Below are 21,250 nucleotides of genomic sequence, written 5' to 3' on the forward strand. Positions count from 1 at the left end.
TGCGTGTCGGTGTCGATGGGACTGTCAATAAGAACAGCACAGGACGCACCTAAACACGATCGGCGGCGACCCGCCAGGGGGTCACCGCCGATACGTCTCTGACCTGCGGAAATACCGACTACTTCGCCGCAGGGCCCACTTCGACCTTGATCGTCGAGCCGTCGAGGGCCTCCTGGACGATCCTGATCTTGGTGTTGGTGTCAGTGACCTTGACGCCGGCCGCCGGGTTCGACTCGTCGTAGTAGGTGCTGGTGTGGTCGTTGAAGACCGGCACCCCGGGCGCCCACTTGATCTTCGTCGCGACGTCCGCCTTGTGCAGCGTGATGCCGTCCGTCGGGAAGAGGCCGAACGGCGAGTCGTAGGCCTGGATGCGGTTGCGCATCAGCGTGCCGTCGGACCACTTCAGCGGCGTCGGGTGCGAGTCGATCGGGAGGATCAGACCGGTGCCCTCGTGGTCGCCGGTGTTGTCGTCCGGCTGCGAGGTGTCCCACTTCCAGATCAACAGGCCGTTCTGGTACGGGTAGTGTTCCACCCAGTCCGGACGGGTCGTCGAGAAGCCGAAGTTGTACGGGCCGACCTTCAGGGTCTTGTCGTACGACACGTACTGGCGGTTCTCGGCGATGTAGTACTGCTTGTAGTCCTTGGTGAAGGACGCGCCGATGCGGGAGAAGCCGCTCGCGGTCCAACTCGCGTCCGCGGACTCGGCGTTGTCGGAGAAGAGCGCGGTGCCGTCCGCCGTCACCGTGATCTCGTCGGCCGCGAAGCCCTTGAGCGCGACACCGCCGTCGGTCTGGTAGCGGAAGCGGAGCTGGATCTTCTGGCCGGCGTAGGCGGCCAGCGGGTACGACAGCTTCTTGTACGCGTCCAGCGTGCCGGTGAGCGCCGGCTTGTCGCTGCCGTCGCGCGGGATCGCCTGGCCGTCCACCGTGCCGTCGAGAGCGGTCCAGTTGGCGCCGCCGTCGGTCGACACCTCGGCGTAGAGGTAGTCGTAGCCCGCCTCGATGTCGTACCAGCCGTCCAGCGTGAGCGCGGCCGACGTCCTGCCGGTCAGGTCGACCTCACGCGTGAGCGTGTTCTTGAGGTCGTTGCCGCTGCCGCTCCACCACTGGGTCGAGCCCTGGGCCGGGGTGACCACCTCGGTGGTGACCGCCTTGTCGGGCAGGGTGACCACCAGGGCCTGCTTGTCCTTGGTGTTGTACTCGGCGACGCCCAGCTTGTGCTTCGACTTCGTCGCGGCCTGCGCCGTGTCGTAGTTGAGCCAGCCCAGCTGGAGCTTGTCCCAGGCGTTCAGGTCGCCCGGCAGGTCGCCGATGGCCTGCTTGCCGGTGCCGAGCCAGGAGCCGGAGGACATCAGGGTCCAGAAACCGGTGGAGTTCTCGCCGCCGTTGGTGTCGTACTCGTCCGGCAGGCCCAGGTCGTGGCCGTACTCGTGGGCGTAGACCCCGAGTCCGCCGTTCTCCGGCTGCATGGTGTAGTCGCCGACCCAGATGCCGGTGTCGCCCACCTGGGTGCCGCCGAGCTTGTTGTTCTCGGGGCCGGTCGCGCCGGCGTCGGTGCCGAAGGCGTACCAGCGGTGCGCCCAGATCGCGTCGGTGCCCTGCGCGCCGCCGCCCGCGGACTCGTCCTCGCCGGCGTGCACGATCTGGAAGTGGTCGACGTAGCCGTCGGGCTCGTTGAAGTCGCCGTCGCCGTCGTAGTCGTAGCGGTCCCACTGGTCGTACTGGGCGAGGTCGGCCTTGATGTCGGCGTCGGACTCGCCGGCCGCCTTCTGCCCGGCGACCCAGGCGGTCAGGCCGTCGCGCACCAGGTTCCAGACGCTGGAGCAGGTGGTGGCGCCGCAGGCGTTGTTGCCGTAACGGGCCTCGTTGTAGGGGACCTTGACCCAGTCGGTGACCTCGCCGTCGACCGAGTAGCGGCCCGAGGACTGCTTCTCGTAGTACTTCTTCAGCGACTCGGTGTTCTTGCCGGTGCCGAAGTAGAGGTCCTGGAAGTGCGCCTGGTTGTAATCCGCCTGCCAGGCCGTGGAGTTGTCCTTGGTGCGGTCGGGCTCGGCTATCTGGTTGTGCAGCGGGCCGACGGTGCCGCCGTACCTCGGGTCCGTCTGGTCGCCGAACTCGACCAGGATCGTGAAGATCCTGTCGGTCTTCTCCCGGCCCAGCTCCACGTACTTGCTGTCGCCCTTCTTGCTCTTCAGCTGGACGACCTGCGATCCGTCACGGTCCTTCACCTCGGACGTGCCGGATATGACCTGGCTCAACGCCTCCTGGCGCTGGGCCTCCCGGGTCTTGGAGAGCGGACCGTCGAGGTCGTGCTCCTGCTTGCTCGAGACCGCCGCCGGGTCATGGCGGTCCACGGTGGCGGACTGGGCGCTGTCGGCGGCCTGCGCCACGGCGAACGTCGAGAACGTGGCGGTCGCCGCCGCGAGTGCGACACCGACCGCGCCGGCTCTGAACGTCCAATGTCTAAAGGTCACTTGAGTTCCTCGTGGTCACGGTGGTAAGTCAAGTGACGCAATTTGACTAGAGGTTGGTAAGAAAAAACAGACCTTGACTTGTACATAACAGGTGGGCTAGGGCGCGTTCCTCCGTCCACGTGCTGGACGCCATGACTCCGTGCGCCCCCCGTGCACCGGCCGTGTTGGTTAGGTCACGCTTACTGTTCGTTCCACTCGGGCATGCACGCGATTAGAGTCGATTGGCGGAACGCCCGAATTCGGGCGGAAAACCAGGCCGACACCCCCGTGGACCCCCACTTCCGAGGACACGATTGCCATGCCTCGTCCGACTGCCGCACAGCTGACCTACGGTTCCTGCACCGTGATCTTCTCGACGCTCGCCATGCTGCTGCTGTCACAGACGAGTTCCGGCGTGGGGATCGCGATCATCTCCGTCTCGGCGCTCGCTCTCGGGCTCCTCGTCGCCATGACGGCCCCGCTGCCGAGGGCGCGGGTCGTCGCGATGCAGAAGCCCGTACCGGAGCAGACACAGGAGCAGACGGCGGAAGAGCCCGTGCCGGTTGCGGCGACGGGCTCCTCGACTGCCGCGTGACGTACGCGCGTCGGCGGCTCAGTTGGTGCTGACCACCACCGTCTTCGCCACCTTGTCGTGCAGGCCCTGCTTGTAGGGCCGGTCGAAGTAGCTCCAGCCTCCCGAGATCGCGGTCCAGATGCAGAAGCAGCAGAACGCGAACGGGATCCAGAGCACCGCGGCGCGCGCCAGTGACGTCTGCACCGAGGGCGTGGAGCCGTTGTCGAGGTTGGCCACGCGCATGTTCAGCAGCTGCTTGCCGAGCGTCTGGCCGGACTTGCTGGTCATGAAGGTGTCGTAGCCGATGTAGAGCAGGGCGGCGATCAGGGACTGCAGGAAGGACTTGCCGGCCTCGATCTTGTCGCTGTTCACCGTGTACGCGTGCGCGTTCAGCGGCCAGGTGATCAGCCATACGACGATGCCGACGATGATCATGTCGATGATCCGGGCCAGCGTGCGCTTGCCGCTGTCGGCGAGCGGGGGCATGCCGGCGAGGGGGTCGTCGGGGTGAGGACCGGCACCGTAGGGGGTGCCTCCGGAGGAGGGCGGGGGTTGCCCGCCGTACGGGGGCTGCTGGCCGTACGGGGGCTGCTGGCCGCCGTGGGGCGACTGCTTCCTGAACGGATCGTCTTCCGGCGGCCGTCCGTCGCCGGGGGGCGGTTCGCTGCTCATGGCCCGAGTGGACCGCGAACCCCCCGGCTCCGCATCCGGCGGACGGCCGTCCGGAGTACCGAATCAGGTGGTACGGACGGTGTACATGCCGTAGACGCCCTCGATGGTCATCCCGCTACGAACGTCCGCGCCGCCTTGTCGTGCCAGCACTGGCGCCACGGGCGGTCGAACAGGCACCACAGGACACCGACGAGGCCGATGCCGAGCAGGCCGGACACGCTGTAGACGAGCCAGCGGCGCACGGCCCCGCCGAAGGTGGGCGGCTCGTGCCCCTCGATGTCCCGCACCTCCAGGCCGAGCAGTTTCTTGCCGAGCGTGCGGCCCCACTTGGCGGTGGGCAGCGCCTCGTACAGGACGCCGGCGACGAGCAGGACGGCCAGGATGATGCCGAAGTAGACCGAGGTCGTGCCGTCGAGCAGCCAGACGGTGACGGTGCGGCCGCTGAGCTTGGCCTCGTCGATCTTGTCGTTGATGTGGTCGACCGCCTTGGTGCCGAGCGGTACGGCGGCCGCCGCGGTGACGGCTCCGACCACGACCGTGTCCAGGAGACGGGCGGCGAGCCGCTTGCCGAGGCCGGCCGGGCGGGCGGCGGCCTGGCGCCTCGCGGCCGCCTGGAAGATGTCCTCGACCGGCGGTTTCCAGGGGGCGACGGGCTGCTCGTCGTCGGCGCCCGCGAGCCGGTGCACCTGCTGCGCCCAGGAGGACTGCCCGCCACCGGCGCCGCTGGCCATGGGGGTGGACGCCTGACCGACGGGGGCGGGCTGGGGGCCACCGGACTGGGGCGGGACGGTCGGGGAGGGCTGCGGGGCAGGGCTCTGCTGCGGGGAAGCCTGCTGCGGGCCCGGGAGCGCGGGCGGGGCGGCGCTGCGGGCGCCGGGGGCCTGCGCGTTCGCGGCACGCTCGGCCGCGGCCTTGCCCGCGCCGAAGCCGGGGGCGTCCGGCGCGGGGGCCGCGCCCTGGGGGCCGAACGCCGGGCCACCGGAGGCACCGGCAGCGGAGGACGCCTGAGCGGCACCGCCACTCGCGGGCGCCCCCGTGTCCCCGCCCTGCGCCCCGCCCGGCCGCCCCGTGCGCTGGGAGACCGCACGGAAGGTCATGGTGCCCTCGTCGGCGGCGGGGCCGGGGTGGGGGATGTGGGGAGCGGCCGGGCCCTGGGCCGCTGGGCCGCCGAAGCCACCCGCGCCCGCGGACCCCGCGGCGCCGGCTCCCGTCGCGGCTCCCCCTTGCTGCTCCGTGACCCGGCGGAACACATACGTCCCCGGCGAATCCACGTCGGAGGTGTCCTGGGCCGCCGGAGGGATCGTCGCCGTGCCGTCCGTGCTGGTGGTGTCGGAGGGGACCCTGGGGTCGGCGCCCCAGGAGACGCGGCGGTCCTGCTCGCCGCCGAATCCGGACTGGTGGGAGCGGTCGGCGCCCCACGCGGACGCCGGTTCGGAGGCGCTGCCCTGCTGCGGCTCGGGGTCCTCGTCGAAGAAGTGCGGGCCCGTCTCCTCCACGGAGGGCGTGGCCGGGGTCGAGCCGGACGGCGGCGCGAGCGACTCGCCGTCCGACGGGGCCGGGCGGCTGGTGCCCGGTACCCAGGCGGCACCGTTCCAGTACCGGACATATCCAGGAATGGACGGGTCCGGGTAATACCCTTCGCGGGGCCGGTCGTCGCCGGGGGCCGGAGTTGGGGCGCTCATGTCCGTCGTCCCGTATCTGCTCGCGGGTGAATATGGGGGCCTCCACATCTATCAGACCGGCGCAAGCAACACCGCCGGTCCCGCTGGACCCACCTCTTTCTGAGCAACCTTGCGCACCCCCTTCACGGGTTCGGGAAAAAATCTCTCGGAACCCGCGTAATGGTTGCGCCCCCACGCCTCTCTCCCATGTACGGGCCCGCCCACCGGGCCCCGCACACCTGCCCGAGAGAGGAAGACGACGTCATGCACTACACCGTCGTGGAACGCGAGTTGGAGCTCCAGCTGGTCCTGTCGCCGGAGCGCAGCATCCCGGTCCAGGCCCGGCTCAGCTACCGCACCGACGACCCGTACGCCGTCCACATCACCTTCCACATCAACTCCGACCACCCGGTGAACTGGACGTTCTCCCGAGAACTGCTGGTGGAGGGGGTGTTCCGGCCGTGCGGTCACGGGGACGTACGGGTGTGGCCGACCAAGACGGACGGCCGCAGCGTCGTGCTGATGGCGCTGATTTCGCCGGACGGGGACGCGCTCCTCGAGGCGCCCGCCGCCCAGGTCTCCGCCTGGCTCGAGCGGACGCTGAGGGTGGTGCCCCCGGGGACCGAGGGCGAGCAGCTCGGGATCGACGACGCGCTCGACCAGCTGCTCGCCCAGTGAGCCCACCGGCCGGGAGGTCAGAACAGCTTGCCGGGGTTGAGGAGGCCCAGCGGATCGAAGACCTGCTTGATCTGCCGCTGCATCTCGACGCCGACCGGCCCGATCTCGCGCGCCAGCCACTCCTTCTTGAGTACGCCCACGCCGTGCTCGCCGGTGATCGTGCCGCCGAGCTCCAGGCCGAGGGCCATGATCTCGTCGAAGGACTCGCGGGCGCGCCGGGACTCGTCCGGGTCCGCCGCGTCGAAGCAGACGGTGGGGTGCGTGTTGCCGTCGCCGGCGTGTGCGCAGACGCCGATGGTCAGCTGGAACTTCTCGGCGATCCGCTCGACGCCCTCCAGCATCTCGCCGAGCTTCGAGCGGGGCACGCACACGTCGTCGATCATCGTCGTGCCCTTCACCGCCTCCAGCGCGGTCAGCGAGAGCCTCCGCGCCTGGAGGAGCAGTTCGGACTCGGCGACATCGTCGGCGGGGACGACCTGCGTGGCACCGGCGGCCTCGCACAGGGCGCCGACGGCGGCCAGGTCGGCGGCCGGGTCCGGGGTGTCGAAAGCGGCGAGGAGCAGGGCCTCGGTGGTCTCCGGCAGTCCCATGTGCGCGAGGTCGTTGACGGCTTTGACCGTCGTACGGTCCATGAGTTCTAGCAGCGAGGGGACGTGGCCGCCCTCCATGATCCGGCACACCGCGTCGCAGGCGGCGGCCGCGGACGCGAACTCGGCGGCCAGCACGAGCTGCCGCGGCGGCTGGGGGCGCAGGGCCAGGATGGCCCGTACGACGATCCCCAGGGAGCCCTCGGAGCCGACGAAGAGACGGGTGAGGTCGTAACCGGCGACGCCCTTGGCGGTGCGGCGGCCGGTGGACATGAGGCGGCCGTCGGCGAGGACGGCGTCGAGCCCGAGGACGTACTCCGCCGTCACCCCGTACTTCACGCAGCACAGGCCGCCGGAGGCGGTGCCGATGTTGCCGCCGATCGTGCACATCTCCCAGCTGGAGGGGTCGGGAGGGTAGTAGAGGCCGTGCTCGTTGACGGCGCGGGAGAGGGTCGCGTTGATGACGCCGGGTTCGACGACCGCGATCCTGTCCACCGGGTTGATCTCGAGGATCCGGTCCATTTTCGTCAGGCTCAGCACGATGCAGCCCTCGGAGGCGTTGGCGCCGCCGGAGAGGCCGGTGCGGGCGCCCTGGGGGACGACCGGGACGCGCAGCTCGGTCGCGATGCGCATGACGTGCTGGACCTGCTCCACGGTGCGGGGCAGCACTACGACGGCCGGGGTGCCGGCCGGGCAGAAGCTGGCCATGTCGTTGGCGTAGGAGGCCGTGACGTCCGGGTCGGTCAGGACGGTCTCGGCGGGCAGACCGGCCAGGAGCCGGTCGACGAGGTTGCCTGTCACGTCGTCGCGGGGGGCTTCGATACGGCTCATGATCACAGCGTCGCACCCGGGGCCATCGGTGTGAACCCCGTCTACGGCACCCGACGCATGCCGGGTGTGGTCGTCGTATGGGCGCATGGTGAACGGCATGGAGAACCGAGAGGACGACGCCCCGTCGGAGGGCCGACAGGGGGAAGCGGGGGCGGGCGGGCCGGGAAGCGTGGGGGCCGGTCGGCGGTGGTCTCGTGCGGGGTGGTCCGTGGGCGCCGCCGTGGTGGGGTGTGCGGTGCTCGGCGGAGCCCTCGTGCTGTGGCCCTGGCAGCGGTCGGTGCCTGAAGCCGTCGCTCCGGCGCAGGGGGGCCAGGCGTTGGCGGCCGTCGTCGCGGGGGTGCCGGCCGGGTTGCCCGGGTTGGGGACGTTGATCGGGGAGCGGGAGGCTCGGGTGCGGGCCCGTCCCAAGGACGCGGTGTCGTGGGCCGTGTTGGGGGCGGCGTATGTGGAGCAGGGGCGGCGGACCGCCGACGCGGCGAACTATCCGCTCGCCGAGCGGGCGCTGCGGGCCTCCTTGAGCGTGCGGGGGAGACAGAACGTCGCGGCGCTGGACGGAATGGCGGCGCTGGCGAACGCGCGGCGGGACTTCCGGGCCGCGCGGACCTGGGGCGAGGCCGCGCTGAAGGCGGAGCCCAAGCGGTGGACGACGTATCCGCTGCTCATCGACGCGTACACCGGTCTCGGCGACTACAAGGCGACCAAGCGGACGCTGGACCGGCTGCTGGAGCTGCGCAGTGGGCCGGCGGTGAGGGCGCGGGCCGCCGCCGTCTACCGCGACCGGGGCCGGCGGGAGGACGCCGCGGCCGCGATCTCCGACGCCGCCGCGGGGGCTTCGAGTCCCGCGGAGCAGGCCGCGTGGCTGGAGCGGGCCGGGGAGCTGTCCTGGGAGCGGGGCGAGCTGGAGGACGCGCTCCGGCGCTTCCAGGAGGCCGTACGGCTCGATCCCGACCAGCGGGCGGCGCAGGCCGGGCAGGGGCGGACGCTGGCGGCGCTGGGCCGGACGACGGAGGCGCTGACCGCGTACCAGGTGGCCCTCGCCAAGCAGCCGCGCCCGCAGTACGCCCTGGAACTGGGCGAGCTGTACGAGTCACTGGGGCTGGGCGATGCGGCCCGGGCGGAGTACGACGTGTTGCGGACGCGGGTGCGGCAGGACGAGGCCGGGGGCGTGGACGACGCATTGGTGCTGGGGGTCTTCGAGGCGGACCACGGGTATCCGACGGCGGCGGTACGGCGGTTGCGGGCCGAGTGGCAGCGGCAACCCGGCATCGAGGTGGCCGATGCGCTGGGGTGGGCGCTGCACCGGGCCGGGGACGACAGGGAGGCGCTGCGGTTCGCCTCGGTGGCGACGGACAGGGAGCACGGGGGCGGGGTGCGCAGTGCGCCGTACATGTATCACCGGGGCATGATCGAGCGGGAGTTGAAGCAGGACGGGCCGGCGCGACGGCATCTTCAGGAGGCGTTGCGGATCAATCCGTACTTCTCGCCGCTGGGGGTGCGGGAGGCTCGGGCGGCCCTCGCGGGGCTGGGTGAGCCGCCGGACGAGAAGGTGCCGGACGAGAAGGTGCCGGACGAGGAGGTGTCTGATCAGAAGGCGCCTGATCGGAAGGCGCCGGTCACACCGCCGCCGTCCCGATCAGAGCGTTCCGAGTGACCAGGCCCGCCAGCCGCTCCTCCCCCAGCCCCTCGGTCCCCTCCGGCCTGCGCGGCAGCACCATGTAGCGGGTCTCGGCGCTGGAGTCCCAGACGGTGATCTCCGTGTCGGCCGGCAGGTCCAGCCCGAACTCGGCGAGTACCGCACGGGGTTCGCGGACCACGCGGGAGCGGTAGGCCTCCGACTTGTACCAGCTGGGGGACGGACCGAGGAGGCGCAGGGGGTAGCAGGAGCAGAGGGTGCAGACGATGACGTTGTGGACCGAGTCGGTGTTCTCGACGACCCTCAGGCGCTGGTACGAGCCTTCCATGTAGCCGAGTTCACGGACGGCCGCCGTGCCGTCCGTCAGCAGTCGGGCCCTGAACTCCGCGTCCAGCCAGGCCCGGGCCACGACCCGCGCCCCGTTCGCCGGCGACGCCCCGGACAGGGACGCGTCGATGATCTCGTCGAGCTGGGCGCCGGAGAGGACGCCCTTCTCCTCCAGCAGGGTCTCCAGGCGTCGTACGCGACGGGCCACCGCCGCGTCGGAGTGGTCACCGCTCATCGGCAGGGTCCTCTTCCAGATAGCTTTCCCACAGATCCAGTACGACGTGGTGGTCGCCGTCGCCCCAGAGGTCGCGGGCCGCGAACCGGACCGCGTAGATCTGCTCGACCGGGGCGTCGGCGCGCCCCTGCGCGCTGATGTCGGCCAGTTCGGCGGGGCCCTCCGGTTCGACCACGACGCCCCGTTTGCCGCGGGCGTACCGCGGCAGGCGGGTGTGGTGCGGCGGGTCGTGGGGGAAGGTGCGCACGCGGGTGCCCGGAGGGAAGCGGTCCTCAGCCATCGAGTCCCTCCAGCTCACCCGGCTTCAGCACGCCCTTGCGCTCCAGCAGGGCGCAGAGGGCGAGGAACCAGCGCTCGTAGTACGACGTCGACAGGTACTCCCCCGGCTCCATCGACTCGATCGCGTCCCGGAACTCGTTGGTGTTGAAGATCCCTTGTCCGCGCAGGGCGTTGTACAGCCCCACGACCCGCGCCTCCCAGTCCGCGTGGAAGGGCTCGGCGTCGTCGGTGGTGTCGATCGGACCGAACCCCTGGGTACCGCCCACGTCGTTGATCCTGGCCATGTGCTCAGCCTACGACTGGGCGTCGTCCTTGACGAAGATCGAGAAGCTCCGCGAGCCCAACTCCCCCGAGGCGAAGCCGAGGTACACCTTCGCGTCCGAGTCGCCGCGCACCGCGACGCCCTCCGGCTCGCGGTAGGTGAGGGTGTAGCCGGCCTCGGTGCGCTGCTGCTGGAGCAGCTTGCCGGTGGTGATGTCGATGCTGGAGGCGTACGCGTTGCCCTTCTTGGCGAAGGGGTTCGTCGTCGTGTTGTAGGCCGTGCCCGCGAGTTGGTAGACGGTGTCACGGTGCAGGGCGTAGCCCTGGAAAGGGACCGTGGCGTCCGGGTGGGCGCCCACCTGGGCGATGTCCGCGATCGGGTTGTCGTAGTCGCGGGCCGTGAAGGCGTCGAGGTCCCAGATGCGGTAGCGGGGCTTGTTGGCCTTGTCGCGGTAGCGGATCGCGAGGCGCTTGGACGCCATGCAGACCGAGGGCTGGTTGTTGGTCGAGTCCGCTATCGGCTTGCGGATCTTGACGTCCGCGGTGGTGCGGGTGGCGCCGTCGGCGAAGTGGAAGCGGGTGACGGCCTGTCCGAAGCCGTTGACGGCGGCGGCCTCGGTCCAGATCCAGGTGGAGCCGTCCTTGGCGTCGTGCTGGACGCCCATGCTGACGCCGTGGCCGAAGCCCTTGAGGTACATGTGCCCGAGGCGGTTGCCCTTGTAGTCCAGCTTGTTGAGGCACAGGTCGCCGGCCTCGTGGCCGGTGGCGGTGACCTGGAGGACGTACAGGTGCTTGTTCGGCTCGTCGAAGGCGAACGACTGCAGCACCGTCGGTTCCTTGAGCGTGGACTTCTGCCACAGCCAGCGGTCGGACGGCACGGCGAGGTTTATCGGCGCGGTCACGCTCTCTCCCAGTCCTGGGGCGCCCCCTCGGCACCCGCAGGACTTGAGAGTGTCAACTGGCGTTCACCGGTTGCAAGGTTTTCCGATTCACAGGTTTCCGCGCTTGGCCTGCTCCCGCTCGATCGCCTCGAAGAGGGCCTTGAAGTTGCCCTTGCCGAAGCCCATCGAGCCGTGCCGCTCGATCAGTTCGAAGAAGACGGTCGGGCGGTCCTGGACCGGCTTGGTGAAGATCTGCAGCAGATAGCCGTCCTCGTCGCGGTCGGCGAGGATCCTGAGCTCCCTGAGCGTCTCGATCGGCACCCGGGTGTCGCCGACCCACTCGCCGAGGGTGTCGTAGTACGAGTCCGGGGTGTTGAGGAACTCGACGCCGGCGGCCCGCATCGTCCGCACCGTCTGGACGATGTCGTTCGTGTTGAGCGCGATGTGCTGGACGCCCGCGCCGCCGTAGAACTCCAGGTACTCGTCGATCTGGGACTTCTTCTTGGCGATCGCGGGCTCGTTGATCGGGAACTTGACCTTGAGCGTGCCGTCGGCGACCACCTTGGACATCAGCGCGCTGTACTCGGTCGCGATGTCGTCGCCCACGAACTCCTTCATGTTCGTGAAGCCCATGACCTTGTTGTAGAAGCCGACCCACTCGTCCATCCGGCCGAGCTCGACGTTGCCGACGCAGTGGTCGACGGCCTGGAAGGTGCGGTGGGCGGGCGGCTCGACGATGGGGGACGCCGCCGTGAAGCCGGGCAGGTAGGGGCCCTCGTAGCCGCTGCGGTCGACGAGGGTGTGGCGGGTGTCGCCGTAGGTGGCGATCGCGGCGAGTACGACGGTGCCGTGGTCGTCCTTGAGCTCGTACGGCTCGGCGACCGAGCGGGCGCCGTGCTCGATCGCGTAGGCGTACGCGCGGCGGGCGTCCGGGACCTCGATGGCGAGGTCGACGACGCCGTCGCCGTGCTCGGCCACATGCTGGGCGAGGAAGTGGCCCCAGGTGGTGGCGGGCTTGATGACCGAGGTGAACACGAAGCGGGCGGAGCCGTTCTCCAGGACGTAGCTCGCGGTCTCGCGGCTGCCGTTCTCCGGTCCGGAGTAGGCGACCAGCCGCATGCCGAAGGCGGTGGAGTAGTAGTGCGCCGCCTGCTTGGCGTTGCCCACGGCGAAGACGACCGCGTCCATTCCCTTGACCGGGAAGGGGTCGGCCTGCCGGGCGGTGTCGGGAGTGTGGTGGGTGGTCTGGGTCATAGCGGCAGCCTTGTCCGGGGGTGGCAGGGTGCGCAACAGTTTGCGTTTCCACTGGGCAGTTTGTTTAGTGAGGGCAGCGGTTTCGCGGGGTCTCTGTACAGGATGACCACCGGTTCGAGGGTCTACGGAGGCTGCTGTGGCGATCGATCGACTCGACGGCCGGATCATCGTGCTGCTGGCGCGGGAGCCGCGGATCGGGGTGCTGGAGATGTCCCGGCGGCTGGGGGTGGCGCGTGGGACGGTGCAGGCGCGGCTGGACCGTCTTCAGTCGAATGGCGTCATCCGCGGGTTCGGTCCGCAGGTGGACCCGGCGGCGCTCGGCTACCCGGTGACGGCGTTCGCCACGCTGCAGATCCGGCAGGGCCAAGGGGCGGACGTAAGGGCGCACTTGGCGACGGTGCCGGAGGTGCTGGAGCTGCACACGACCACCGGCAACGGGGACATGCTGTGCCGGCTGGTGGCCCGGTCCAACGCGGACCTCCAGCGGGTCATCGACCTGGTTGTCGGTTTTGATGGCATTGTCCGGGCCGCCACCGCGATCGTGATGGAGAACCCCGTTCCGCTGCGGATCATCCCGCTGGTGGAGCAGGCGGCGGAGGACGACGAGAGGACCTGACCGACGCCCCGGGGTGAGCAGGTGAACTTCTGGGAGTACCTGGCCAACCGCCACCAGCAACTGCTCACGGACGCCTACCAGCATGCGAGCGCCGTGTTCCAGTGCATGGTCGTCGCGAGCGTGCTGGGCGTGCTGATCGGGGTCACGACGTATCGGAGCGAGTGGGCCGGGAACCTGGCCACGGCGACCACCTCGACCCTTCTGACCATTCCCTCGTTCGCCATGATCGGTCTGCTCATCCCGGTCGTGGGGCTCGGCGTGCCGCCCACGGTGATCGCGCTCACCCTGTTCGGGCTGCTGCCGATCGTGCGGAACGCGATCGTCGGGCTGCGCGGGGTCGACCCGTCACTGGTGGACGCGGCGAACGGGATCGGCATGTCGCGGCTGACGCGGCTGGCGCGGGTCGAGCTGCCGCTGGCCTGGCCGCCCATCCTGATCGGTATCCGGGTCGCGACCCAGATGCTGATGGGCATCGCCGCGATCGCCGCGTACGCCTCCGGCCCCGGCCTCGGCAACGAGATCTTCCGCGGCCTCGCCTCGCTGGGCAGCAAGAACGCGCTCAACCAGGTCCTCGCCGGCACGCTCGGGATCATCGTCCTCGCCCTGCTCTTCGACGCCGCGTACGTCCTGATCGGACGGCTGACCATTCCGAGGGGGATCCGTGCCTGAGACCGAGTCCGAGAGCGCCGCTCATGGGGCGACGATCGAGCTGGAGAACCTCACCAAGCGGTACCCGGGCAACCCGAACCCCTCCGTGGACAACGTGAACATGGCGATCAAGGCGGGCGAGATCGTCATCCTCGTCGGCCCGTCCGGGTGCGGTAAGTCGACGACGCTCAAGATGATCAACCGGCTGATCGAACCGACCGGCGGGCGCATCCGGATCGGCGGCGAGGACGTCACCGACATGGACCCGGTGAAGCTGCGCCGCAAGGTCGGCTACGCGATCCAGTCGGCCGGCCTCTTCCCGCACATGACCGTCGCCCAGAACATCGCCCTCGTACCGAAGATGGTCGGCTGGCCCAAGGAGCGGATCAAGGCGCGGGTCGAGGAGCTGCTGTACCTGGTCGGGCTCGACCCCGGCGAGTTCCACGGCCGCTATCCGCGCCGGCTCTCCGGCGGCCAGCAGCAACGCGTGGGCGTGGCACGGGCGTTGGCCGCCGATCCGCCCGTACTGCTGATGGACGAGCCGTTCGGCGCGGTCGACCCGATCACCCGTGACCATCTCCAGGACGAACTGATCAGGCTGCAGCGCGAGCTGCACAAGACGATCGTGTTCGTCACCCACGACTTCGACGAGGCGATCAAGCTGGGCGACCGTATCGCCGTTCTGCGCGAACGCTCGCACATCGCCCAGTTCGACACCCCGGAGGCGATCCTCACCAACCCGGCGGACGACTTCGTCTCCGGCTTCGTCGGCGCGGGCGCGGCGCTGAAGCGGCTGAACCTCTCCCGCGTCCGGGACGTCGAGATCATCGACTACCCGACGCTGACCGTGGACGACCCGCTCCAGGAGATCTTCAACAGCCTCCGCTCCAGCGGTACGAACGAGATCCTCCTCCTCGACCAGCGCCGCCGCCCCTACAAGTGGCTCCGCCGCGGCGACCTCATGCGGGCGCGGGGTTCGCTGGCGCGGGCGGGCACGCTGGTGAGCGACACGGTGACCCGGGACGCCACGCTCCGGGACGCGTTGGAGGCGGTGCTGACCGACAACGCGGGGCGGGTGCCGGTGACCGGGCGGCGCGGTGCGTACGAGGGCGTCGTCGACGTGGAGACGCTCATGAACTCCGTGCACGAACTCCTGGAGGCCGACCGGCTGGAGGCGATCGAGCACCAGCACGACCTGGAGGAGACCCGGGCCCCCCAGACGCACGCCGAGCAGGAGGGCGGCAACGGAGTGGAGGCGAGGGCGTGACCACACCCGAGCTGGAGGAACAGGAGCAGGAACAGGAAGAGGCGGAGGTCCAGGGCGAGACCGAGGCCGCGCCGCCGCCGAGTCCGCCGAAGTCACGCATCACCTGGCAGAAGCTGACCTTTCTGCCCGCCGTGGTGGTCGCCGTCCTGCTGGCGACCTGGCTGTGGTTCCAGCAGGCCGACCTGGACGCGATCTCCGAGAACGCCCTCTCGGGCGGCCAGGTCTCCAAGGCCCTCCGGCAGCACATCGAACTGACCGCGATCTCCACGTTCTTCGTACTGATCATCGCGATCCCGCTCGGCATCCTGCTGACCCGCAGGACGTTCCGCAAGGCGACGCCGTTGGCGATGACGGTGGCCAACATGGGCCAGGCGACCCCGGCGATCGGCCTCCTGGCCCTGCTGGTGATCTGGCTCGGCATGGGCATGAGGACGGCCCTGATCGGCATGATCGTCTACGCGGTCCTGCCGCTGCTGTCGAACACCATCGCGGGCCTGAAGGCGAACGACCCGACGCTGCTGGAGGCGGCGCGGGGCATCGGCATGTCGCCGTGGGGCGTCCTGACGAAGGTGGAGTTGCCCCTCGCCGTACCGCTGATCCTCGCCGGTGTCCGCACGGCCCTCGTCCTGAACGTCGGCACGGCCACGCTGGCGACCTTCGGCGGGGGCGGCGGACTGGGCGTACTGATCACGACCGGTATCACCAACCAGCGGATGCCGGTGCTGATACTGGGCTCGATCCTCACGGTCGTCCTGGCACTCCTCGTCGACTGGCTGGCCTCGCTGGCCGAACTGCTGTTGCGGCCGCGGGGGTTGGAGGTGGGGACGTGAGGCGCCGCACGTGTCTGCTGCCGGCCGCGCTCCTGGTGGCCGCGCCCGGCTGCGGGCTGCAGAGCGGCTCCCCCATGACGGACGACGTCGGTCCCGGCTCGGTCGGGCGGGGCGAGCCCCTCAAGGGGGCCCATCTGACCGTCACCTCCAAGTCGTTCACCGAGAACCTCATCCTCGGCGCGATGATGGGCATCGCCTTCCGGGCGGCCGGGGCGGACGTGCTCGACCGCACCGGTATCCAGGGCTCGATCGGCGCGCGGGAGGCGGTCGAGTCCGGTGACGCGGACGGGATGTACGAGTACACGGGCACCGCCTGGATCACCTACCTCGGCAACAGCGAGCCGATCCCCGACCCGCAGAAGCAGTGGCAGGCGGTGCACGACGCGGACCTGGAGAACGGCCTGACGTGGCTGCCGCCCTCGCAGCTCGACAACACCTACGCGCTGGCCATGAACCAGGACAACTTCAGGAAGTACGGCACGAAGACGCTGTCCGACGTGGCCGCGCCGGCGAAGAACGACCCGGGTGCGGTGACGCTGTGCGTGGAGAGCGAGTTCGCCAACCGGGCGGACGGGCTGCCGGGCATGGAGAAGGCGTACGGGATGAGCGTGCCGGCGAAGAACATCACGCAGATGGACACCGGGATCATCTACACCCAGGTGAAGAAGGGGAGTTGCACCTACGGGGAGGTCTTCACGACCGACGGGCGCATCCGGTCCATGAACCTGGTGGTGATGCGGGACGACAAGAAGTTCTTCCCCGACTACAACGCGGCACCGGAGATCAACTCCAAGGCCCTGAAGAAGTGGCCGGCGATCGCGACGGTCCTCGACCCGCTGACGAAGAAGCTGAACAACGCGGTGGCGCAGACGCTGAACGCGAAGGTGGACGTGGACGGGGAGGATCCGCATCAGGTGGCGCTGGACTGGATGAAGCAGGAGGGGTTCGTGAAGTAGGGGTGCGGGGGCGGGAGTTGATCGGCGGGGAGTCACAAAGAACGCCATGCAAAGAAGATGATGCAAAGAAGGCGTTGCAAAGGATTCTTTGCATAGCTATCTTTGTACGCATGGACGAGCCCAAGGACCCAGAGGTCCGCCATCTCGACGCCCGCTCGCTGCGCGGGCTCGCGCACCCCTTGCGGATGCAGCTGCTGGACGCGCTGCGCTTCGGCGGTCCGGCCACCGCGTCCCAACTCGCCGAGAAACTGGGCGAGTCGAGCGGGGCCACCAGCTACCACCTGCGTCAGCTCGCGGCGCACGGCTTCGTCGAGGACGCCCCCGAGCGGGGCAAGGGGCGGGAGCGCTGGTGGAAGGCGGTCCACAAGGGACTGGCCTTCGACGACTCCCTGCTCACGGACAGCGATCCGGCGGTCCGCGGAGCCGCCGACGTCTACCTCCACGAGGTCGCCACCACCCAGATCCAGAACCTGTCCACCTGGCTGGGCAACCGCGCCGGCTGGCCCGAGGAATGGAACCGCGTGTGGGACATGAGCAGCTCGACGCTACGGCTCACGCCCGAGCTGACCCGGGAACTCATCGAGAAGATGCACGCGCTCGTCGACACCTACCGCGACCTGGCCGTCGAGGACGACAGCGCCGCGCAGGTACGCATCCACACGCACGCCTTCCCCATCACGGACTGAGAGGCCGACCCCCGATGCAGCACCCCGAGATCCACCTCGCCCTGCACCACGCCCGTGCCGCGGAACTCCACGCGCAGGCGGACGCGTACCGACTCGCGTCCGAGGCGAAGCCCCCGCGGAAGCTCCGCACCCGCCTCGGCTGGACCCTCGTAGAACTCGGCCTGCGCCTGGCAACACCGCTGCCGGCAACGATCGCCCCGTAGCACGAGCCCGCACCCGGCGCTCAGCAGCGAGGCACGGACCCCTTCCCCGTCTCCAGCGCCACCAGCGACCCGACAGCCCCCTTCAGGGTCGTCACGGGAACCAGCCGCAATCCCTTCGGCAACTCCGACTTGGCGTCGGTGCACTCATCCTTCGGCACCAGGAACACCGTCGCCCCGTCCCGCCGAGCCGCCTGCGTCTTCAGGGCCACACCGCCCACCGCACCGACCTTCCCCTCGGCGTCGATCGTCCCCGTACCCGCGATGGTGCGACCACCCGTGAGGTCACCCCCACTGCCGTTGCCGTCGAGCTTGTCGATGATGCCCAGGGTGAACAGCAGCCCGGCACTGGGCCCGCCGACGTCGGCGAGCTTCAGCGTGACCTTGACCTTGTCCGCGCTGAGGTCGAGGTACTTCAGTGCGGCCTGGGTCGCCGCGTCCTGCGACTCCTTCATCTGCGCGGTGTTGTGCTGCTCGATCTCCTTGGTGTTCTGCCCGCTGGGGTAGACCGAGTCGCGCGGCATGACGGCCTTGTCCGTGGCGAACCAGGCGGAGAGCACGTCGGACAGCGAGACGCGGGTGTCCGGGTTGGTCGCCTCGATCGTCGTCATCCGCAGCTGCCCGCTGGTCTGCCGTGTCTTCGCCCCCGAGACCGTGATCACCGGCGTGCCCTTGTTCGCCCCGAGCACGTTCGCCGTCATCCCCGGCTGCGCCAGCGAGAACGGCAGCGGCGCGAAGACCGCCGTGGCGAGCAACGCCACGACGGGTACGGCGGCGACGGCGACGGCCCGGGGGCGCGTGAGACGAGAGAGCACGGGATCAATCTAACGTGACGGCGACTTCCGGCCACGCGCGGTCGGCGCGGGCCCGACCTCACCGCAGCGCTTCGGCAACCTCCCTCGCCGCATCCACCACACGCGGCCCCACCCGCTCCGGCACGGCATCGGCCAGCATCACGACCCCGACGCTGCCCTCGACCCCCGTGACCCCGAGCAGTGGAGCTGCCGCTCCGCTCGCCCCCGCCTCCAACTCCCCATGCGTCAGGGTGTATCCGGGCTCGGTCACCGGCTTGGCCCGTGCGGCGAGGATCGCCCTGCCGGCCGCCCCACGGTCCAGGGGATGCCTGAACCCTGCCCGGTACGCCACGTGATAGTCCGTCCAGGACGGCTCCACGACGGCCACGGCCAGCGCGTCCGCCCCGTCCACCAGCGTCAGATGCGCGGTCGCCCCGATGTCCTCGGCGAGCGACCGCAGCGCAGGCAGCGCGGCCTCCCGTACCAGTGGATGCACCTGCCGCCCCAGCCTCAGTACGCCCAGCCCGACACGGGCACGACCGCCCAGGTCACGCCGTACGAGTGCGTGTTGTTCGAGTGTCGCGAGCAACCGGTACACCACGGTCCGGTTGACGCCCAGTTTGTTGGAAAGCTCGGTGACGGTCAGCCCATGGTCCGTATCGGCCAGCAGCTTGAGGACACGCAGTCCTCGATCAAGCGTCTGAGAGGTCTCCGCGGTCACGACGCCCACTCCTCCAAGTGGTGAGGTCGGCGACCTCCGCGCGGCGGTGCGTCACCGAGTCCCGTCAGTGACGCGCAACAGAGGCCGCCGATCGGCCGGCGACCCGGCCGCTGCCGGGCCGCGTCGCTTCACGGCTGCGCTCCGCGGCGGCGCTGCCACGGGGCGTGTGCGTAGCGGGACAGTAGCGAAGGGGGTTCGCTGAGCGGAAGCCTCCGTCCAGAATCCGGTCACCGGTAAGGAGGGACTACCTCCGTTTGTCCTGATTCAAACGGGGTGCAACAAATGCCGTCAGCAGCTTTAGGGCCCCTACCGCAGGCCCCTACCGCATCCGGGTGGCCCACTCCTGGACCTTGGCGATCCGCTGCTTCAGCTGCCCGGCCGTCGCCTCCGCGCTCGGCGGCCCGCCGCACACCCGCCGCAGCTCGGTGTGGATGACCCCGTGCGGCTTGCCGCTCTGGTGGACGTACGCGCTGACCATGGTGTTCAGCTGCTTGCGCAGCTCCATCATCTCCTTGTGCGAGACGACGGGCCGCCGCTCGGCCGGCAGCTCCAGCAGGTCGGCCTCCGTGTCCGGTTTCTTACGGCTGTGCGCGATCTGCCGCGCCTGCCGCTTCTGGAGGAGGAGCTGCACCTGCTCGGGTTCGAGGAGACCCGGGATACCGAGGTAGTCCTGCTCCTCCTCGCTCCCCGGGTGCGCCTGCATGCCGAACTCGGCACCGTCGTACAGCACCCGGTCGAAGACCGCCTCGGACTCCAGCGCCTCGAAGGCGAACTGCTCCTGCTCGCCGGTGTCCTCGTCCTGCTCCTTGTTCGCCTCCTCCATCTCCTTCTCGGACTCGGCGTACGGGTCCTCCTCGCCGTCCTTCTTCGGCTTGTCGAGGGCGTGGTCGCGCTCGACCTCCATCTCGTTGGCGAAGGTCAGCAGGTCCGGGATGGTCGGAAGGAAGACGGAGGCGGTCTCGCCGCGGCGCCGGGACCGCACGAAGCGGCCGACGGCCTGGGCGAAGAAGAGAGGGGTGGAGATGGTGGTGGCGTAGACCCCGACCGCGAGCCTCGGCACGTCGACGCCCTCGGACACCATGCGCACCGCGACCATCCACCGGTCGTTGCTCCCGCTGAAGTCGTCGATCCGCTTCGAGGCGCCCGCGTCGTCGGACAGGACGAGCGTCGCCTTGCTGCCCGTGATCTCACGGATCAGCTTGGCGTACGCCCGCGCCGAGTCCTGGTCGGAGGCGATGACCAGGGCCCCGGCGTCCGGGATGGCCTTCCTGACCTCGGTCAGCCGCTGGTCGGCCGCGCGCAGCACGCTCGGCATCCAGTCGCCGCGGGGGTCAAGGGCCGTACGCCAGGCCTGGCTGACGGCGTCCTTGGTCATCGGCTCGCCGAGCCGGGCGGCGATTTCGTCCCCCGCCTTGGTGCGCCAGCGCATGTTGCCGCTGTAACTCAGGAAGATCACCGGCCGGACGACCCCGTCGGACAGGGCGGAGCCATAGCCGTACGTGTAGTCGGCGGCGGAGCGGCGGATGCCCGCGTTGTCCTCCTCGTACGTGACGAAGGGGATGGGGTTGGTGTCGGACCGGAAGGGCGTACCCGTCAGCGCGAGCCGCCGCGTGGCCGGCTCGAAGGCCTCCAGACACGCCTCGCCCCACGACTTGCTGTCACCGGCGTGGTGGATCTCGTCGAGGATGACGAGCGTCTTGCGCTGCTCGACCCGATTCCGGTGCAGCATGGGCCGCACACCGACACCGGCGTACGTCACGGCGACGCCGTGGTAGTCCTTGCCGAGCGGGCCCGCGCTGTACTCGGGGTCCAGCTTGATCCCTATCCGGGCCGCGGCCTCCGCCCACTGCTTCTTCAGGTGCTCGGTAGGCGCGACCACGGTCACCTGCTGCACGACATGGTGGTGCAACAGCCAGGACGCCAGGGTCAGCGCGAACGTCGTCTTCCCGGCGCCGGGGGTGGCGACGGCGAGGAAGTCGCGCGGCTGCTCCTGGACGTACTTCTCCATCGCCCCGTGCTGCCAGGCGCGCAGCTTGCCGGCGGTGCCCCAGGGGGCGCGGCCGGGGAAGGCGGGAGAGAGGTGGTGGGAGTGCGAGGCAGAGCTGGCGGCGGTGGTAGTCACGGTCTCCGTGGAAAGGGGTCGGGCGGCTCGGCGAAACGGCTCTGGGCGGCTGGGCTACGTATGACAACCGGGCCACCCTACCGGC

The 21,250-nt window shown here is 69.9% G+C and carries 22 protein-coding genes; 10 read left to right on the forward strand and 12 right to left on the reverse strand.

The genetic code is table 11. The features are described 5' to 3' along the window. Nucleotides 1-118: 118 nt before the first annotated feature. Nucleotides 119-2,473, reverse strand: coding sequence for an immune inhibitor A domain-containing protein (locus tag ACWC09_RS14210; RefSeq protein WP_450850807.1), 2,355 nt, complete (start codon nt 2,471-2,473; stop codon nt 119-121). 298 nt (nt 2,474-2,771) lie between these two features. Between ACWC09_RS14210 and ACWC09_RS14215 the strand changes: the two genes are divergently transcribed. Further along, entirely contained in the window at nt 2,772-3,047 is a 276-nt protein-coding gene (locus ACWC09_RS14215) for a hypothetical protein (protein ID WP_450850808.1), read from the forward strand. An 18-nt stretch (nt 3,048-3,065) separates the two neighbouring features. On the opposite strand, the gene ACWC09_RS14220 is transcribed toward ACWC09_RS14215, so the two are convergent. Both ACWC09_RS14220 and ACWC09_RS14225 read right to left on the reverse strand, forming a co-directional pair. After that, on the reverse strand, nt 3,066-3,698 hold the full coding sequence (locus tag ACWC09_RS14220; protein ID WP_450850809.1) for an RDD family protein: 633 nt from the start codon (nt 3,696-3,698) through the stop codon (nt 3,066-3,068). Between the two features lie 107 nt (nt 3,699-3,805). After that, the gene (locus ACWC09_RS14225; protein WP_450850810.1) at nt 3,806-5,380 is read right to left on the reverse strand and encodes an RDD family protein; all 1,575 of its coding nucleotides are present in this window, start codon (nt 5,378-5,380) and stop codon (nt 3,806-3,808) included. 243 nt (nt 5,381-5,623) lie between these two features. Here ACWC09_RS14225 and ACWC09_RS14230 point away from each other — a divergent pair, with 243 nt between their 5' ends. Further along, on the forward strand, nt 5,624-6,037 hold the full coding sequence (locus ACWC09_RS14230) for an SsgA family sporulation/cell division regulator (protein WP_450850811.1): 414 nt from the start codon (nt 5,624-5,626) through the stop codon (nt 6,035-6,037). Nucleotides 6,038-6,054: 17 nt separating this feature from the next. Here ACWC09_RS14230 and ACWC09_RS14235 read toward each other — a convergent pair whose 3' ends face one another. Next, a complete protein-coding gene (locus ACWC09_RS14235) occupies nt 6,055-7,461 on the reverse strand; it encodes an FAD-binding oxidoreductase (RefSeq protein WP_450850812.1) in 1,407 nt (468 codons plus the stop codon). A 91-nt stretch (nt 7,462-7,552) separates the two neighbouring features. Between ACWC09_RS14235 and ACWC09_RS14240 the strand changes: the two genes are divergently transcribed. Next, on the forward strand, nt 7,553-9,106 hold the full coding sequence (locus tag ACWC09_RS14240) for a tetratricopeptide repeat protein (RefSeq protein WP_450850813.1): 1,554 nt from the start codon (nt 7,553-7,555) through the stop codon (nt 9,104-9,106). Here the strand turns inward: ACWC09_RS14240 and nthA are convergent. The 5 genes from nthA to hppD all read right to left on the reverse strand — a co-directional run bounded on the left by nthA (nt 9,069) and on the right by hppD (nt 12,325). After that, nucleotides 9,069-9,650 (reverse strand): nitrile hydratase subunit alpha, encoded by a 582-nt coding sequence (gene nthA, locus ACWC09_RS14245; RefSeq protein ID WP_450850814.1) that lies wholly within the window; start codon nt 9,648-9,650, stop codon nt 9,069-9,071. The two genes, ACWC09_RS14240 and nthA, sit on opposite strands and share 38 nt — an antisense overlap. Next, entirely contained in the window at nt 9,640-9,930 is a 291-nt protein-coding gene (locus tag ACWC09_RS14250; RefSeq protein WP_450850815.1) for an SH3-like domain-containing protein, read from the reverse strand. The genes nthA and ACWC09_RS14250 overlap by 11 nt, the downstream gene beginning before the upstream one ends. Then, the gene (locus tag ACWC09_RS14255) at nt 9,923-10,213 is read right to left on the reverse strand and encodes a hypothetical protein (protein WP_450850816.1); all 291 of its coding nucleotides are present in this window, start codon (nt 10,211-10,213) and stop codon (nt 9,923-9,925) included. The genes ACWC09_RS14250 and ACWC09_RS14255 overlap by 8 nt, the downstream gene beginning before the upstream one ends. Nucleotides 10,214-10,222: 9 nt before the next feature. Further along, nucleotides 10,223-11,092: a phage baseplate protein gene (locus tag ACWC09_RS14260; RefSeq protein WP_450850817.1), complete on the reverse strand. Its 870-nt coding sequence runs from the start codon at nt 11,090-11,092 to the stop codon at nt 10,223-10,225. 87 nt (nt 11,093-11,179) lie between these two features. Continuing rightward, entirely contained in the window at nt 11,180-12,325 is a 1,146-nt protein-coding gene (gene hppD / locus ACWC09_RS14265) for a 4-hydroxyphenylpyruvate dioxygenase (RefSeq protein ID WP_450850818.1), read from the reverse strand. A 136-nt stretch (nt 12,326-12,461) separates the two neighbouring features. Here hppD and ACWC09_RS14270 point away from each other — a divergent pair, with 136 nt between their 5' ends. The 7 genes from ACWC09_RS14270 to ACWC09_RS14300 all read left to right on the forward strand — a co-directional run bounded on the left by ACWC09_RS14270 (nt 12,462) and on the right by ACWC09_RS14300 (nt 17,531). Further along, nucleotides 12,462-12,941, forward strand: coding sequence for an Lrp/AsnC family transcriptional regulator (locus ACWC09_RS14270; protein ID WP_450850819.1), 480 nt, complete (start codon nt 12,462-12,464; stop codon nt 12,939-12,941). Nucleotides 12,942-12,962: 21 nt separating this feature from the next. After that, a complete protein-coding gene (locus tag ACWC09_RS14275) occupies nt 12,963-13,610 on the forward strand; it encodes an ABC transporter permease (RefSeq protein ID WP_450850820.1) in 648 nt (215 codons plus the stop codon). Then, nucleotides 13,603-14,856 (forward strand): ABC transporter ATP-binding protein, encoded by a 1,254-nt coding sequence (locus tag ACWC09_RS14280; protein ID WP_450850821.1) that lies wholly within the window; start codon nt 13,603-13,605, stop codon nt 14,854-14,856. The genes ACWC09_RS14275 and ACWC09_RS14280 overlap by 8 nt, the downstream gene beginning before the upstream one ends. Next, nucleotides 14,853-15,686, forward strand: coding sequence for an ABC transporter permease (locus ACWC09_RS14285; RefSeq protein WP_450850822.1), 834 nt, complete (start codon nt 14,853-14,855; stop codon nt 15,684-15,686). The genes ACWC09_RS14280 and ACWC09_RS14285 overlap by 4 nt, the downstream gene beginning before the upstream one ends. Continuing rightward, complete coding sequence (locus ACWC09_RS14290) at nt 15,683-16,642, forward strand: glycine betaine ABC transporter substrate-binding protein (RefSeq protein ID WP_450850823.1); 960 nt, start codon at nt 15,683-15,685, stop codon at nt 16,640-16,642. The genes ACWC09_RS14285 and ACWC09_RS14290 overlap by 4 nt, the downstream gene beginning before the upstream one ends. A gap of 110 nt (nt 16,643-16,752) precedes the next feature. Continuing rightward, entirely contained in the window at nt 16,753-17,328 is a 576-nt protein-coding gene (locus ACWC09_RS14295; protein ID WP_450850824.1) for an ArsR/SmtB family transcription factor, read from the forward strand. A 14-nt stretch (nt 17,329-17,342) separates the two neighbouring features. Then, entirely contained in the window at nt 17,343-17,531 is a 189-nt protein-coding gene (locus ACWC09_RS14300; RefSeq protein WP_450850825.1) for a hypothetical protein, read from the forward strand. A gap of 20 nt (nt 17,532-17,551) precedes the next feature. Here ACWC09_RS14300 and ACWC09_RS14305 read toward each other — a convergent pair whose 3' ends face one another. From ACWC09_RS14305 to ACWC09_RS14315, 3 genes are all read right to left on the reverse strand, one after another. Next, nucleotides 17,552-18,343, reverse strand: coding sequence for a S16 family serine protease (locus ACWC09_RS14305; protein ID WP_450850826.1), 792 nt, complete (start codon nt 18,341-18,343; stop codon nt 17,552-17,554). Between the two features lie 58 nt (nt 18,344-18,401). Then, the gene (locus ACWC09_RS14310; RefSeq protein WP_450850827.1) at nt 18,402-19,043 is read right to left on the reverse strand and encodes an IclR family transcriptional regulator; all 642 of its coding nucleotides are present in this window, start codon (nt 19,041-19,043) and stop codon (nt 18,402-18,404) included. A 319-nt stretch (nt 19,044-19,362) separates the two neighbouring features. Beyond that, complete coding sequence (locus ACWC09_RS14315; RefSeq protein ID WP_450850828.1) at nt 19,363-21,165, reverse strand: DEAD/DEAH box helicase; 1,803 nt, start codon at nt 21,163-21,165, stop codon at nt 19,363-19,365. Nucleotides 21,166-21,250 lie beyond the last annotated feature (85 nt).

The organism is Streptomyces sp. NPDC001617 (assembly GCF_053596855.1).